At 59.0% G+C, this 16,496-nt stretch carries 11 protein-coding genes; 4 read left to right on the forward strand and 7 right to left on the reverse strand.

Features of this window, described 5'->3' with window-relative positions:
- The first annotated feature begins 16 nt into the window (after positions 1–16).
- The 3 genes from uraH (at position 17) to M9Q49_RS27850 (ending at position 2,747) form a co-directional block, all read left to right on the forward strand.
- A complete protein-coding gene (gene uraH, locus M9Q49_RS27840; protein ID WP_254512581.1) occupies positions 17–367 on the forward strand; it encodes a hydroxyisourate hydrolase in 351 nt (116 codons plus the stop codon).
- 191 nt (positions 368–558) lie between these two features.
- Positions 559–1,524, forward strand: a complete 966-nt coding sequence (locus M9Q49_RS27845) for a hypothetical protein (protein WP_254512582.1) — start codon at positions 559–561, stop codon at positions 1,522–1,524.
- Between the two features lie 8 nt (positions 1,525–1,532).
- Positions 1,533–2,747 carry a DEAD/DEAH box helicase gene (locus M9Q49_RS27850; protein WP_254512583.1) on the forward strand — a complete coding sequence of 405 codons (1,215 nt, stop codon included), beginning with the start codon at positions 1,533–1,535 and terminating at the stop codon, positions 2,745–2,747.
- Between the two features lie 750 nt (positions 2,748–3,497).
- On the opposite strand, the gene M9Q49_RS27855 is transcribed toward M9Q49_RS27850, so the two are convergent.
- A complete protein-coding gene (locus M9Q49_RS27855; protein WP_254512584.1) occupies positions 3,498–4,451 on the reverse strand; it encodes an SIR2 family protein in 954 nt (317 codons plus the stop codon).
- Positions 4,452–4,971: 520 nt separating this feature from the next.
- Here M9Q49_RS27855 and M9Q49_RS27860 point away from each other — a divergent pair.
- The gene (locus M9Q49_RS27860) at positions 4,972–5,565 is read left to right on the forward strand and encodes a hypothetical protein (RefSeq protein ID WP_254512585.1); all 594 of its coding nucleotides are present in this window, start codon (positions 4,972–4,974) and stop codon (positions 5,563–5,565) included.
- Between the two features lie 96 nt (positions 5,566–5,661).
- Here the strand turns inward: M9Q49_RS27860 and M9Q49_RS27865 are convergent, their stop codons facing one another.
- The 6 genes from M9Q49_RS27865 to M9Q49_RS27890 form a co-directional block, all read right to left on the reverse strand.
- The gene (locus tag M9Q49_RS27865; RefSeq protein ID WP_254512586.1) at positions 5,662–6,984 is read right to left on the reverse strand and encodes a DUF1552 domain-containing protein; all 1,323 of its coding nucleotides are present in this window, start codon (positions 6,982–6,984) and stop codon (positions 5,662–5,664) included.
- A 23-nt stretch (positions 6,985–7,007) separates the two neighbouring features.
- A complete protein-coding gene (locus tag M9Q49_RS27870; protein ID WP_254512587.1) occupies positions 7,008–9,569 on the reverse strand; it encodes a DUF1592 domain-containing protein in 2,562 nt (853 codons plus the stop codon).
- Between the two features lie 129 nt (positions 9,570–9,698).
- Positions 9,699–13,217: an efflux RND transporter permease subunit gene (locus M9Q49_RS27875; protein WP_254512588.1), complete on the reverse strand. Its 3,519-nt coding sequence runs from the start codon at positions 13,215–13,217 to the stop codon at positions 9,699–9,701.
- A 16-nt stretch (positions 13,218–13,233) separates the two neighbouring features.
- A complete protein-coding gene (locus M9Q49_RS27880) occupies positions 13,234–14,400 on the reverse strand; it encodes an efflux RND transporter periplasmic adaptor subunit (RefSeq protein ID WP_254512589.1) in 1,167 nt (388 codons plus the stop codon).
- 442 nt (positions 14,401–14,842) lie between these two features.
- Entirely contained in the window at positions 14,843–16,198 is a 1,356-nt protein-coding gene (locus M9Q49_RS27885) for a HEAT repeat domain-containing protein (RefSeq protein ID WP_254512590.1), read from the reverse strand.
- A 41-nt stretch (positions 16,199–16,239) separates the two neighbouring features.
- Positions 16,240–16,488 (reverse strand): hypothetical protein, encoded by a 249-nt coding sequence (locus M9Q49_RS27890; protein WP_254512591.1) that lies wholly within the window; start codon positions 16,486–16,488, stop codon positions 16,240–16,242.
- Between the last annotated feature and the right edge of the window lie 8 nt (positions 16,489–16,496).

Here is a 16,496-nt window from a genome sequence, read left to right on the forward strand (position 1 = left end):
TACACAGGAACCAATCATGACCACCAAAAGCCCCATCACCACCCACATCCTCGACGTCGCCCGCGGCAAACCAGCCGTGGGAGTTGCCGTTCGTTTGGAAGGGCTCGAAACGTCGAATCAGTGGCGGTTGATCGGCGAGGGAACGACCAACGCCGATGGCCGCGTGACCGATCTCATGCAGCCAGGTTCGCTGCTGGCCGGGCAATATCGGCTGATCTTCGCCACGGCCGATTACTTTGCCGGCCAGCAGATTGCGGCCTTTTACCCGCAAGTAACGATCGAATTCAGCGTCGCGGCCCCCGCCGAGCACTACCACGTGCCGCTGCTCCTCAGCCCGTTTGGCTATTCGACGTATCGGGGCAGTTAGTTGACGAAACCCTTGCTGCCCGTTAGCTTTAGGCAGGATGAGAGAAGATTCGCACCACCGCCGTCCCGCCGACAAGCGTTCTGAGAAACCAAACTCTGCCACGCAGGGAAATCGCGAGCGCGCAGACCGCGATCCAGGCCGGCCACGATCGGCTCGCCCCGACGCTCGCCGACCCGAGCCGCGGCCTCGTGATGCGGCTCCTCCGCAGCCTGCGGAAAGGCCCAAATCGCAATCGCGGCCGCCTCGTTCTTACGTCGATTTTGGCGACGATGCCGATGACGACGATCTGCCGCCGGCCCTGCCGCCGCAGCAAAAGCCAGAGCGCGCTGGTGGTCCGCCGCGAACGAGCGCACCACGATCGGTCCGCAGCGATCGGCCAGCTCGAACCGAACCACGAACCGAATCACGTCGCCCCGAGCCGCGTCCCGCACGCCAGCCGGAACCTCGCAGCGAGTCGCGAGCCGATGCTCGCCCCGAACCAAGAACTGCCGCGCCCCGCGCGGAACGAGTCGAGCGAAGCGACCGCAGCCAACGGCCCCAGCGCGAAGAGCGACCCAAGTCAGAACCACGCGCCGAACGTCCTCGCACCGACCGGCCTCGCAGTGATCGTCCGCGTGACGAACGTCCCCGCGAAGATCGTCCCCGCGAAGATCGTCCCCGCGAAGATCGGCCTCGTGAAGATCGGCCTCGTGAAGACAGGCCTCGTGAAGACAGGCCTCGTGAAGACAGGCCTCTTGAAGACAGGCCTCGCGACGAACGTCCCAAGTCGGAGGCGCCGCGCAGCGAGCGTCCTCGTACCGAACGACCAGAACGTGCCGAACGCTCGGAACGTCCCGAACGAAACGACAAGCCGCGGACTGAGCGGCCCGAACGTACAGAGCGTCCTCGCGCCGAGCGAACGGAACGCCCCGAACGAAATGACCGGCCTGAGCGCAGCGAACGTCCGGAGCGTGCTGAACGACCCGAACGGAGCGAGCGTCCCGACCGCGAATCGCCGCCGCCCCGTGATCGCGAGCGATCGGCCAAGCCGGCAGCTCCAAAAGCTCCTGCCACCACACAACGCACCGCCGGCCAAAAGCCTGCCGGCAAATCGACCGAAAAGTTCGCCACGCCAGCCGCCAGCAGCGACGCGCCGTCGTTCGCCAGCCTCGGCCTGAGCAAGTCGATGCTCGCCTCGCTCACCGAAGCCGGCTACGAATATCCCACGCAGATCCAAGCCGGCCTGATTCCGCTGGCCCTCGAGGGTGTCGACGTCGTCGGCCAGGCCCGCACCGGCACCGGCAAAACGGCATCGTTCGCGATTCCGATCATCGAGCAACTTTATCTCGGCCCTGACGCACAGCATCCGCAAGCGCTCGTCCTCGTTCCCACTCGCGAGCTCGCGGTGCAGGTTCGCGACGAGTTTGTGAAGCTCGCCTTCGGCCGGCCGATCAAGAGCGCTGCGGTCTACGGCGGCAAGCCGATCCGCTCGCAGATCGACAAGCTCCGCGAAGGTGTGCACGTCGTCGTCGGCACGCCCGGCCGCGTGCTCGATCACCTGGCCCGCGGCACCATCCAGATGGACGAGCTCGAGATCGTCGTCCTCGACGAAGCCGACCGCATGCTCGATATCGGCTTCCGGCCCGACATCGAAAAGATCCTCCGCCGTTGCCCCAAGGACCGGCAGACGTTGCTCCTCAGCGCCACCGTGCCGCCGCCGATCGCCAAGCTGGCCGAGCGGTACATGGTCGAGCCCGAAACGCTCAACTTCTCGCCCAAGGAACTCGCGGTCGAAACGATCGAGCAGTTCTATTACACGGTCGACGGCAACCGCAAATTCGACCTGCTGCAACGGCTGCTTGAGCGCGAAAATCCGCGGCAAGCGATCGTGTTCTGCCGCACCAAGCGAGGCACCGAAAAGATCTTCCAGCGGCTCAGCAAGAAGCTCTCAAACGTCGGCTGCATTCACGGCGACATGAATCAGAGCGCCCGCGACCGCGTGATGCGCGGCTTCCGCGATGCCTCGATCACCTACCTGATCGCCACCGACGTCGTCGGCCGCGGCATCGACGTCTCCGCCGTCTCGCACATCATCAACTTCGATATTCCCGCCTTCAGCGACGACTACGTCCACCGCGTCGGCCGCACCGGCCGCATGGGCCGCGAGGGCGTGGCTTACACGTTCGTCTGCCCCGATGAAGGCCCCGAGCTGACGCGCATCGAACAGCGGATCAACATCCAGTTGAAGCGCGGCGAGATGGAAAACTTCGAAATGGTCAGCGGCCCCATGCCGCGCGGCGTCGGCCCCGACGGCGAAGAACTCGCCGAAGGCCCACCGCCACCACCGCCGCCCACCAGCCTGATGCGCCGCCCGCCGAAGCGCTATCGCCGCGGCGTCTAACCCGTCTTGATCGGGTGGTACGGGTCTACCCACCCGTGCTCGCTGGCCATTTTGGGAAGAGCTTAAACGGCCGATAGCGGTGGACCTCATGCCCTTCTGAGGTAAGCTCGCGCCGCAGCGCACGTCGAACTCAATTCGAGCTCTGGCTGACATTACCAAGCGAACGCGGGTGGCACCCCAGCCGCCCATTCCGACTCTTCGCTCCCGTAGCAAGTCTTCAGTCCGCGCGATGGAATATATAACAGGTTATCAAAATCCGCGCGACTCCGGCAACCTCTTACCAATCAACGCCTTACGGCAAAAACAGGTGGTTATAACGGGTCAGCGGTATAACCTTTTTATAACCACCGCCGATTGTTCGCACCCGATTCGATCGCTGCCGCCCCCGACCGCCGTTCGCCACTCCGCGGTCACTCTCCGCGCGCACCGGTAGCGCCGCGACTCCCGTCGATTTCAAAAACATCCACCTAAGTGCCAAAGATCACTCGCCAATTAAATGCGCAAATGATGACAACTTAGGTCAAAGAAAAGAAGAATTTCCGAGTGGGTAGGTGGTTGGGTGGCACGGGTGTACCCACCCGTGTTCGCTGGCCATTGCGGCAAGAGCTTAAACGGCCATAAGCGGTGGACCTCATGCCCTTCTGAGGTAAGCTCGTGCCGCAGCGCGCTTCGAAATCAAGTCGAACTCGCTGACATTGCCTGTCTCGGCCCTCTACGCACGCGAACATATATCGGCTGAAAGCCTAGTCGTCATGGCCACTCATCGAGTTTGGTCTGCGACAGAACGTCAAGGAGTCCATCTGACGCGAATGAAATGTATCGCTGACTCTGCTTTCTGAATGAGTCTTGAAACATGCTCGATAATCTTCCTTCCCATTCCGAATGCTTCTGAATATCGCTAATTATAAGCTTTTCGAGGTCGGTGTTCTCGGCTAACCCTTCTGTCAACAACCGGAGCATGAACGCGTCCGTGGCGGGAAAGCTGTAACCTATGATCCACACTTGACGTGCACGCGTCAGTGCACCAATGGCTGCTCTCCAGTTCTGTTGAATTACAGGAGCGCTAGAACTCTTTCCAAGCATTGGGGGGATGATTGCCGGTGTCGGATCGGACCAATCTGCGTCGCCACCTCGCTGCTCTTTGCAAATATTCACCATCTCCGCGCGGGCAAATCCTAGCCCCGATAACTTCGAGTGCGGAATACGAGAGTCAATTCCATTAAATGCCCCCCACTTCTTTTTTCCCTGAAACCAATTCACTGAACCATGTAGTTTGATGATGGGGATGACATTTTTATCGACATCTGGATAAATATTTACTGGTTGTTTCAGCTCGCTCGTTAGCCGGTCCGTGAGCTTCTCAAATCCTGGATAGACAAAGCAACGCATTTCATTGACGAGTGATGCCTCGCAGACCAAGTCGTAGTTTGTCGTGATAATCGAGAGATTCAGTCCCGCGTTTTCCACCATCCGTGCAATGTTCGCCCAAGGTCGTGTACCGTTGAATGTCCGGTACATCTCCCAGATGCACCACGAAATATGCTTGCAAAGCTCGTCCGGACTCACGAGCCGTCTGCCGATAGGCATCAAATCGACGCCGGACAAACGCAATAAGTCAGCTTGCGTGTAGAGTTCTTCGATGTTCTCCCAGTTACGAATGAATGCCCAACTCGAATCCCTGCAGCGACGATAGAAATCGAACATCACCTCATACGATTCTTGCATGTCCTTGTAGCTGTTACTTCGCTAGCTCGACGTGCACGCTTCATGAATTGGGTCATGACTGGCAAGCCGGATGGTGCTGACGCACCTGCGCCCAGAATGAACACGATCTGATCCGTGTACTCCATTTCCATCATTCTCCAGTGCATGGTGAGTGTAGCCTTAGATGATATTGTATATTGCACACTAAGGCTGGCAAGTGTGCAGCCATGAATAAGTGGCTTGGTAACGGGAATGCAGTCGCCGCTATTCGCCAGCCATTTTCGGGTTAGGTGGAACAGTAATGCGCCGCCGACCTCAAACCCTTCTGAGGTAAGGTCACGCTGCGGCGTTCGGCGAAATTGAATTGAGGTCTGGCTGATGTTGCCAGGAGCCTTACCTCAGAAGATCGGGAGCGAACACGGGTGAGTACACCCGTGCCACCCAGCCACCTACCCATTCATTCAGCCATGCCAGAGAAAATGCTTGCAGCGATTGAGGGCGATTGGCACAATCGCTGGGCATGGGGAAGCAGAAGTATAAGACCATCAAGCATTTTCATCGGCCTGGTGATTTGCATGAGCTGACGTTCTCTTGTTACCGGCGCATCACGCTGCTGACGAATGTCGTGATCTGCCAGGAGTTCGCGCGGGCCATTGATGCGGCTGGCGAGAAATGGCGCATGCCGCTCGTGGCGTTTGTATTTATGCCCGAGCACGCGCACCTGCTGGTCAGGCCGCTCGATGGCAAGCCTGAGATTGATGAATATCTGCGCGAGATCAAGCTGCCCGTTTCGGTGCTGCAGAAGGAATTGCTCATCAAGCACAAGAGTCGTTTGCTGGATCGGCTGACCGTTCCTTCGGGCGTCGACAAAGGACTATTTCGCTTTTGGCAGGAAGGGCCGGGCTACGATCGCAATTTACAAACCTGCCCAGCCGTGCGTTCGTCGCTGAACTATATCCACGATAATCCTTGCCGGCGCCGGTTGGTGCAGACCATCACCGATTGGCGGTGGTCCAGCGCGCGGTATTATGTCTCCGATGGCAAGGTGATCGACGCGCTGCTGCCGAAGATCACTCCGCTGCCCGCCGAGTTTTGGAACTCGGAGGGGTTTTGAGTAGCGGTCGTAGCTGAGTTCACCTGGGTTAGCGTAGGGCCTTACCTCAGAACGTCTGGGAGGACACACGGGTGAGTACACCCGTGCCACCCCAAGCTACACCAGTTCTGTGAACTCGCCGGCGTTGTCGGCGAATTTTTTTACCGGAATGTCGAGGCGGTGGAGCATCGTGACGAACAAGTCGCCGAGCGGTCGTTCTTCGGCTTGCTTGATGAAGCGGCCGTGCTTGATGCCCAGGTTCTTGCCGCCGGCGAGGATCAGCGGATAGTTGCGAGCGTTGTGCGTGGTGCTCGTGCCGCTGCCGTAGAGGACGAGCGTGTCGTCGAGAATTCGGCCGTCGCGATCACGGACGGCGGAGAGGCGGTTGACGAAGTAGGCAAACTGCTCGGCCAGGTAGCGGTCGTACTCGGCCCAATATTCGACAGGGCCGTGCGACACGCCGTGGTGGCCATCCTTTTTGCCGATGCCGAGGATCGACGGAAAGCGATCGCAAATCCCCACGCCGTCTTCGGCGGCGATTTGATAGGTGGCCACGCGGGTCGTATCGGTCTCGAAGGCGAGCACGATCAGATCGAACATCGTGCGAATGAAATCGGTCGGCCCTTTGGGCGAGACGTCGAGGTTGATCTTCGTCTTGTCGACCTCGGGCATGGCTTTGTCGAGCCAATCTTCGGCGCGGACGAGGCGACTTTCGACTTCGGAGAGTGATTGCAAAAACTCATCCAGCCGCTGCTGATCGGGCCGGCCGAGGCGATTGCGGAGCGAGCGGGCGTCGTCGAGCAGAAAATCGACGCGCCGCTTATCGCTGGCGAGCGCCTTGGCCCGGGCCGCGCGATCTTGATCGCTGGGACGTTCAAAGAGACGCTCGAAAATGCTCCGCGGCGAAGACTCGGCGGGAATCGCTCGGCCTTGGCCATCGAACGAAATGGTTGTGGTGCGGCTCTTTGGCCCCACGCCGCCATGACTCGAAAGGACGAGCGACGGCACGCGGGTTTGATTGCCATACTGCCGAGCGACGAGCTGATCGAGCGAGATCGAGTTATCGAGGTTCACGCGAATATCGGCGCCCGACAGCCAGACATCGGCGGTATTGTGGCCGACAAGTTGCCGGCTGGTCGGATGCGACAGGCCGCCGAAGATGGTCAGATCGGCGCGATGGGGTTCGAGCGGATCGAGCGACTTGGTGAACTTGTAGTCGGCGCCCGCTTCGTGTGGAAACCAATGCCAGTCTTGAAACGACGCGTGCTTCTTATCGGGCAGCCCCACGCCGTTGCCAAAGAACAGGCCGCAGAACCGCTTCGGCTGTGCAGCGGCCGCCGGCGCACCGTGCGACATCGCTTCGAGCCACGGCAGGGCCAGCGCCACACCCGCGCCGCGCAACAGCGTTCGCCGACTCAGTCGCCAGGATGGTTCTGCCATGTTCGTTTCCTTTGTCTGCTACTCTACTTCGACTGAAAGGCAGCACTCGCCGTAATCAATTCCACCAACGTCGCCAAGCCATCGCCGCGGCTCTTCAGCGTGGGAGCCAAGCTATCGGCCGCTTCGAGATCGTCGAGTGTGAGCGACCTGCCCAGCGAATAAGCCAGCGTTTTTCGTAACAGCGCCTTCCGAAAATCATCTTGCCGGGTACGAAGCAACTCTTCTTTGAGCGCCTGTATGCCGTCGATCTTTACACCGCCGGGGAGTTCCGAAGCAGAGTCAAGCTCGTGACGCGTGCGCTGTTTGCGAAGCGTCGCGCCCACGCCATCGCGCTGCCAATTGCCGACGGCGTCGTACTCTTCAAAGGCGAGGCCCCAGGGATCGATCTTGCGATGGCAACCGGCACAGGCCATCGACTCGCGATGCAGGGCAATCGCTTGCGGGATGGTCAGGTCGCGGACCTTCGGATCGTTGCGATTCAGTTCCGGCACGGTCGGTGGCGGTGGCGGAGGCGTTTCATCGAGCAGGTTCTTCAGCAGCCACATGCCGCGCTTGATCGGGTGGCCATCGCTGCCATCAGAGGTGCCGGTGAGGATGCTCGCCTGAGTGAGCAGGCCGCCACGGTGATGGCCAGCCTCGAGTGACACGCGGCGGAACTGCGAGCCCGTGACGCCGGCGATGCCGTAGTGCGCGGCGAGCGTGTCGTTGACGCAGGCGAAGTCGGAATGAATCAGCTGCGCGATGTTGCCATCGGTGCGGAGCACCTCGCCGAAGAAGTGAAGCGTTTCGAGTCGCATCGCCGCGGCCAGCTCGTCGCTGAACGATGGATAGTGCTTCTTGTTCACCGTCACGCGCTGCAGCCGATCGAGCTCCAGCCATTGTTCGGTGAATTGCTCGATGAACTCCCACGCTCGCGGATCCTGAATCATCCGCCGCACTTCGGCTGCGAGGATTTTGGGCTCGTGCAATTGCGACTTCGCGGCGAGAGCGAGCAGCGCGTCGTCCGGCGTGCTGCTCCAGAGGAAATACGACAGCCGGGCCGCGAGTTCGTGATCGTCGAGTCGCTGCTGAGCACCGGCCGAGTTGTTGGCCGCGAGTCCGAGGAACTGCGGAGAGCTGAGAACCACGCCGAGCGTTTCGCGCAGGCTTTGTTCGAGCGAATCGGCTTGCGGCCGCGATGTACTCCAATATTTCAGCAGCCGATCGAGCTCGGCCGTCGTCAGCGGACGACGATAAGCTTTCGCGGCGAAACGCTCGATGACCTTGCGAGCGTAATCAGCTTCTGCGACGTTCTCGTCGTTCGCAGGAACGATATTTGTGTGCGCCGCTGGCGGCCAGGTTTCGAGGAACGGCGTTTCGAGCTCGATCCATTCGATCTTCATCCGCGGCGGATTGACTTCGCCTTTGATCACGCGGGCCGAGTTCCACGCCGAGAGAACGGCAGCGTTTTTATCCGCCGGCGGGCCGACGTTCGGCACGGGCATCGTTTCCATGCGGACGCGGATTTCGTGCGTACGAAAATCGGTGTGATCGATCACGATCGGCTCGCCGATGGTTTTCAGTTCCACGGCGTGATAGTTCGTGCAGCCGATGGCGACAGTGAGGAGCGGCAGTCGCGCTGGTGCTTCTTCTTTCTTTTCTTCTTCGCCCTCTTCGGTTTTCTTCTCCGGTTCCACGCGGGCGACGCGGATGCGAATCATGGTCTCGCCGGTGCGAAAGGCCCGATGAAAGCCGAGCGAAAAACTGGACGGCGGCAAACGGATGGCGGCTTCGGAATGGCGCTGCACGGCCGACGGAAGGAGCAGGCCGTCGAAGGCGCGGTCTTTGTCCTTGCCCTCGCGATTGGCCATCGTCCAAATACGGAAGGCTTTGTCTTTGCCTTCACGGCGGAAATATTCAAACGACTCGCCGGGCCGGTCATCGGGCCGCGGCAAGGCTTCGATCTGCAGGTCATTCGGATTGAAGCCGGTGATCGTGAAACGGTAGCGATGCACTTCCGGCGGCGGGCCGCTGACGATCGCTTCGGCGAGGGCTTCGTCGGCGATTTGCAAATAGGTTTCGTACTGCCGCGGCGACATTCGCAGCATCTCGCCATCGTTGCGAAAGCCTTCAGCCGAGCGGCCATCCTCGGGCAACTTGCTGGCGAACGGCAGCGGCAAGCCGAGGAGCTGTTGCATGCTCAGCTCGTACTCGCGGCGGGTGAGGCGGCGGAAGTGAGCGGTCGAGTTATTGGCTCGCGCGGCGCGACGGCGTTCCTGCACCAGCCATTGCACGAGCAACTCGCGATCGTCGGCTGACATCGCCGGCTCGGACTCGGGCGGCATGTCGCCGAAGTTCAAACGGTCGAGCACCTCGCGCCAATGATCGCCATCCTTCCCTTTGATCAGGTCGGGATCGAGACGGTCGATCCGCAGATCGCCCTTGGGCTTGTCGCCGCCGTGGCAGCTGTAGCAATGCTTTTGCAGCAACGGCGTGACACGGTCGAACTTCAGCAGTTCCCCCGCAACGGCTGAACAGCAGCCCAGCCAGCCGATGGCAATAGCCAAGCCGGTCGCGGTCAGCGAGTGGTGGGGAACGATGCGCATGGCGGGAGAATCAGGCGGGCGGGGTTTGCGTCATCGCAGCGGAACTGCGATGCATTAACGCCCGTTGATTCTAAAGTGAACGGCCGCGGCAAGCAACTTGAAACCGCGGCCCCTCATTCTCAGCCCGCGCTAGTGGGCAGCGTGTTCGCCGCCATGTTCGTCGCCATGATGTTCACCGGCGAGGTGCTCTTTCGGATTTTCGAATCGCTCGCTCAGCGGCGAGTCGTGCTCATCCTTAATGAGCTTCTTGCCGTCCGAAATTTTAGCGAACAGGTAATACAAACCAGGAATGACGAGCACGCCGATGAGTGTACCCATCAACATGCCACCCACCGCCGTCGTACCGATGGTGCGGTTGCCGATGGCGCCAGGGCCGGTGGCTCGCACGAGCGGAATCAGACCGGCGATGAACGCGAACGATGTCATCGCAATCGGGCGGAACCGGAGCTTGGCTCCTTCGATGCCCGCATCTCGCAGACTCAAACCTTCATGGCGTCGTTGCACGGCGAACTCGATGATCAGAATCGCGTTCTTACCGAGCAGACCCACGAGCATGACGAGACCGATCTGGCAATACACATCGTTCGATAGACCCATCCCCTTCAACATGAGGAACGAGCCGAACAAACCGACCGGCAGCGAAATGAGCACTGCCAGCGGCAGCAGGAAGCTTTCGTACTGGCCGACGAGCACCAGGTACACGAAGAGCACCACGATGCCGAAGATGTAGATCGCCGTGTTACCCTTGTTGGCTTCGTCGTACGACAGACCTTGCCAACCAATGCCGAAGCCGTGCGGCAACGTGGCAGCGACTTCGTTGATGGCTTGAATGGATTGACCGCTGCTGTAGCCCGTGGCGGGAGCGCCCTGGATGATGGCGGTCGTGTACAGGTTGTAACGATTGATTTCGTTCATACCCTGCGACTTCTTGATCTTCATGAACGCCGAGTAGGGAACCATTTCTCCCTCGTCGTTCTTCACGAACATGTTCTGCAAGTCTTCGGGATAACGTCGTTGTGACGGCGTCGATTGCACGTACACCTTGTAGAACTGACCGAAGCGGACGAAGCCTTGCTCCCACGTGCTACCAACGACGATCGAGAGATTGTCCATCGCATCGGCGATGGTCACGCCCTTCTGCATGGCGACGTCGTTGTCGATGACGATCTCGTACTGCGGATAGTTATTGGCATAGAAGGTGAAAATACCCTTCAGTTCTTTGCGCGCTTCGAGCTGCTTCAAGAAGTCTTCGGTGACCTTGGAGAAAGCGTCGTAATCGCCGCTGTTCGTTTTATCGAGCAAGCAGAGCGAGAAACCACCGGCAGCACCGAAGCCCGGCACGGCTGGCGGTTCGAAAAACTCGAGCTTCACGTTCGAGATGTGCTGGCCCCGCTTTTCGAGCTCTTCGATGAGCTGCTTCGAGGTCCGTTTGCGCTCGGCCCAGGGCTTCAAGTTGATGAGGCATGTACCGGCGTTGGAACCGCGGCCTTCGGTCAGAATTTCGTAACCGGCGAGCGAAGTGACGGACGTGATCTCTTCGAACTCTTTGCAGATCTTCTGCAGTTCATGCGACTTGGAGTTGGTGTATTCGAGCGTCGAACCGGGAGGAGTTTGAATAATCCCGTAGATAACGCCCTGATCTTCGAGCGGAATGAAGCCCGAGGGGAGAACCTGGTTGACCACCAAGATGCCCCAGGCAAACACGCCGATGACGACCATCGTCAGCAAGCGGCGGGTGATGATCAAGCTCACGAGCATCACGAAGCCGTTGGTGACGACGTCGACGCCCCAGTTGAAGTAATGCAGGAAGATGCCGAGTGGACCGCGGACTTTCACTTCGCCGGGCTCGCTGCCCGAAAACATCGAGCGGAACGTGAGTGCGAAGAGGATGGCCATGATCAGGCCGATGACCTTTTCGGTCGAGTTCCACGCTTCGGGGTGACCATGATGCGTCAGCGGCAGCTGTTCGCCCACGACTTCGTGGATGAGTTCGACGTGCAAGCACTCGTAAACGAGATAGCCGCAGAGAATACCCAGGATCACCGCCAGCGCCGCTCGCGCCGCGTTGGCACCATTGCCAAACATCGACTTGATCATGCGGTTGAGCCACGCGACCAAACCCTTCTCCGAGGCATGCTTGGTGTGCGGCTTCAAGATCATCGCGCAGAGCACGGGGGTGAGCGTCAAAGCCACCACACCCGAGAGCACGATCGACATGGCCATGGTGAGGGCGAACTGGCGATAGAACACACCCACCGCACCCGGCATGAAGCATACGGGAATGAACACCGCGGTCATCACGAGCGTGATGGCGATGATAGCGCCGCTGATTTCACTGACGACTTCTCTAGTCGCCGCGTATGGCGATAAATGTTTGGCGTGCATCTTCTCGTGCACGGCTTCGACCACCACGATGGCGTCGTCGACGACGACGCCGATGGCGAGCACGAGCGCGAAGAGCGTAATCAGGTTAATCGACATCCCGAATATGCTCATGAAGAAGAACGTTCCAATGAGCGAAACGGGAACCGCGAGCGTGGGAATGAGCGTACTGCGGAAGTCTCCCAGGAAGAGAAACACCACCAGCGACACCAGGATGAACGCTTCGAACAGAGTGTGAAGCACCTTTTCGATCGAAGCATCGAGGAAGCTCGAGACGTCATAGCTGACGTCGTAGTACATATCGGGCGGGAACTCTTCCTTTTCGAAGACTTTCAGCTTGTTCTTGACCTGCTTGATCACGTCGGCCGCGTTCGAGCCGGGACTTTGCTTGAGCACGATCGACGCTGACGGATAGCCGTCGAAGTCGGAATAGAGATCGTAGAACGAAGAACCGAGCGTGATCTTGGCGACATCGCGGAGGCGGAGGATTTCGCCCTTTTCGTTGGCCCGCAAGATGATGTTTTCGTACTGCTCGGGCTTGTTATAGCGCCCGATCCAGGTCAACACATATTCGATGGTTTGCGACGTAGTGCCCGTCGCTTGTCCCAACCGGCCTGGCGAGCCGATGGTACTTTGCTTCTTGATCATCTCCATCACGTCGGCCGACGAGACGTTGTAAGCTCGCATCCGTTCCAGGTCGAGTTCCACGCGCATCGCGTAGGCCCGGTTACCGAGAATTTGCGCGCGACCCACACCGCGGGTACGTTGGATTTCAGGCAGCAGCTTGACCGAGACGTAGTTGTAGAGAAAGTTCTGATCGATCTTGGGATCTTTGCTGTAGACGTTCACATACATGAGCATCGACGGCATGTTTTGCATCACGATGATGCCTTCGCGATCGACGATCGGCGGCAGCTGATTTTTCACCGCTTGCAGACGATTGTTGACGTTCACGACCGCGATGTCGGGATCGGTTCCCGGCTCGAACGTGACCATGATCGTTGCTTCACCGGCGCTGGTGGCAGCCGATGTCATGTAACGCATGTTGGGAACGCCGTTGATCGCACGTTCCAAAATCACCAGCGTCGAGTCGACGAGGATCTTCGCGCTCGCACCAGGGAACGAGAGCGACACCACCACGCTGGGAGGCGCGACGGAGGGAAACTGCGAAATCGGCAGCGACGTGATCGCAAGCCCACCCATGAACAGGATGAGCAACGAAATAACGATCGCTAGCGCAGGACGATGCAGAAATTTGGTGAACACGAATTAGACCTATAGACTATTCGGCGGGGTATTTCATGTTGACAAGCACTTCTTCAGGCTTGCGGAATTCGTATTCCGGAATCTTGTCGCCATCGCGGACCTGGCGGATTCCTTCGAGAATGATTTTCTCGCCTTCTTTCAGACCATCTTTGATCACATAGATGTCGTCTTGTTCGGAGAGGATCGTGAGATCGCGCTGATGAACGACGTTTTTCTCATCGACCACGAAGGCATATTGCTTGGCGAGAATTTCGAAGGTGGCACGCTGCGGAATCACAATCGCGCCGCTCAGGTCGCGGTGAATCAAGATCGTGCCCGTTTGGCCGTTGCGAAGGAGGCTGTTGGGGTTCGGAAAGTCGGCCCGGAACGCGATGTTGCCGGTCGTATTGTTGAAGTCGGCTTCGATGGCGCCGATCTTGCCTTGCTGATCGAAGACATTGCCGTTGGCGAGCTTCAGTTCGATGCGCAGGTGCTGCGTGTTGCGAGCGTGATCGTTGGGATCGCCCGGGTTCGTTTTGTCGGCTTCGATTTCGGCTTTGTATTCGAGATAGCGGGCTTCGGGCACGTTGAAGTAAACCCACATCAGGCTGTTGTCGGAGAACGTGGTGAGCACGTCCCCCTCGGCAATGAGACTGCCCAACTGGTTGCGCTGACGATCGACAATGCCGTTGAAAGGAGCCTTGATGTCGAGGAAGGCGAGCTCGGCCCGGGCGAGCGCAACTTTGGCTTCGGCCTTGGCGAGTTCGGCCTTCTTTAGCGCCAATTCCTGCGGCGAGACGATGTTTTTATCGGACAAGGCCTTGGCGTTGTCGTATTCGATCTGCATCCGCTGCACTTCGGCGATTTCCGAGGCGAGCTTGGCCTGGAAGAGGACCGGCTGAATTTTGAACATCAGCTCTCCCTTCTTCACCGCCTGGCCTTCTTTGACCCGGATGTCTTCGAGGTATCCACCCTCGATCGCTTTGACTTCGATGTGCTGACAAGAGTGGATCTGGCAGACATAGGCCTGCGTATTGACCACATTCTTTTTGAGCGCACTGGTGACGAGAATCGTGTGGCCGTGATGTTCGCCACCCTCCTCGTGAGCGTGAGCCCCTTCATGCGAATCGGCGTGCGAACCGCAGCCAGATTGGGTGATGAAGAGCAGTGCGAGAACAACGGCGGCGATGGCTGAAGACTTCATGGGGGACGCACTAACTTCCGAATCGAAATTCTGGACGGAATGAGTTGGTATGCCGAAATGGGACGATCGTCGTTCCGCCTGCGTAAGTCTCAATTATTCTCAAACATTACGACGGGGGAATGCGAGTTTGCGTGTCCAACCGCTTTTTGAATGAATTGTAACCACCGGGGCTGTGTGGAAGTTACTTAACCGCAAGGAACGCACGACGTGCCAAACTGCTACGACGGGGTGGCGGAGGCCGTGCGCTAGAGAGAGGGGAGGTAGCGCACGAACCTGGGCAGACCGCTCGATTCAGCGCCTGCCCCTGCATTTTACTAGATAATCGCCCGCGACTGCGATGGGAGTTTTGCGCAAAGCTCGTGACGCTGCGCGGTATCAGTCGAAGCGATTTGATCAGCCCGAAACATTTATCCTAGCGACTCCCCGCAATTACATCGGCACGTTACTTGCCCTGGTAGTTTGCGGGGTTGCCATCGACCATGTTGAAGTAGTAATCGATGTCATAAGTGAGTTTACGCTTACAAGCAGCCCGAAACTCCTTGGCCCGCTTGTCGACGCCACGCTGTAAATAGAGGGCATACAGATCACGTGGCTCCGAAGAGCTGTAATAGTGCGGGCCGCGCTCGCCAGCCTTGGCGGGAAACTCCAAAGCGTCCAGGATGGCGTCGAACTTCCCCAGCTTCAAATCTTCGGCAGGCCGTTGCTGCACATAGCGAAACAACAATTGCCAACTGTCGGCCCAGGGCATGAACCCGCCCCACCAGCGATCCGGCTGGGGATTCTCGCGAATGACCCTGCATAGATCGTCGAGATATGGCTTGGTGTCGCCGTGGGCCAGGGCGTTGATGAACAGGCATTGATATTCTGAATGCCTGCGATTGGCGAGGAGTGTTTTTTCGCTGTGTTCGAGCGAAAACGACAACAGGCTGAGTGCCGCCGCACAGGCAACCTCGGGATTCTTGTCGTTCACGAGGGTGCCAAGATCTGGCACCAAGTGCGTGAACTGACCAAAGCCGATGGCTTCGGCCGCCCCGCGCCGCGCGATGGGATCTCGATCGGTGGTCAGGCCCTTAATTAGGTTCGTGTTCGCTTTGTCAGGATAATCGGCCAGCAGAATCGCACCGACGCGGCGCAAACGGGCGTCGGAGTTGCGAGTCAAACCTTCGGCAAATGGCAATAGCTCCTCAACCTGCGTGCGGCCGAGCGCCTGAGCAGCCCGCACGCGCAGTTCCGGCTCGGCGTCGCTGTTGACGAAGCGCGTCAGCTCTTTCCAATACAGCTTGCCGCCGAGATTCACATGCTCCTTGTCCCAAGTGCTGTAGCCCGGGATGTGCCCTTTGCCGACGGTGGCTAACCAGCCGGGCGAATAGTCGTTCGACATATATGGATTGTGCGAGCCGAGAACCTCGATCGCTTGACGAGCGATGGCAGGATCGGGGCCTTGGATCAATGGATCCGGACTCTGGATCAACGTGATCACCTCGCCAAGGACGAGCTTCCGATCGATGTCTTGCATCTTGCGATAGTCGCCGCCGCTCAGGGCATCGAGATGGCTCAGTGCATAGGCGACATCTTGAGGGCGAGCGCTTTTGAGCAAACCACTGAGCTCTTGCCAGATGATCTCCTTCAGCGGCGTGCCGGCCCGGCTGTCGTTGTTGGCGGCGAGCAGCACGCCCTGGTCTTCCTGGTCGCGATGGTTCTTCCAGAGTTGCCGAAAGACGCCGGCTTTGTCGGTCTTTTTCGCGAACACCAAGTAGGTGCGACCCGGCGTGAACTGGTAATACTGCGGCTGATACATCCGCGCACCTTCCGCTTCGGCAGTGCTGAAGTGGCGAAAGGTTATTTCTTTAAGTCGCCAGCGCCGCGATAGACCTCGATCACCTTGAGCGTGGTCGCATGTGGTTGAAAACCGGGCGTTTTGTCGAACCACGCGTCCTCGATCGGTTTCGAGTCCACCACCTGCGCTTTACAGATGAGGTCCGACTCTTCGACGAGTTTGTCGAGCGGCAGCGCCGGCGCGACGGGATAAGCCATCGCCGTCGCGGTGACACAGAGGCTCGCCAGCAAAACAAATAGTCGCAGATGCATCGGTCGGC

The organism is Anatilimnocola floriformis (genome assembly GCF_024256385.1).
Taxonomy (GTDB): domain Bacteria; phylum Planctomycetota; class Planctomycetia; order Pirellulales; family Pirellulaceae; genus Anatilimnocola; species Anatilimnocola floriformis.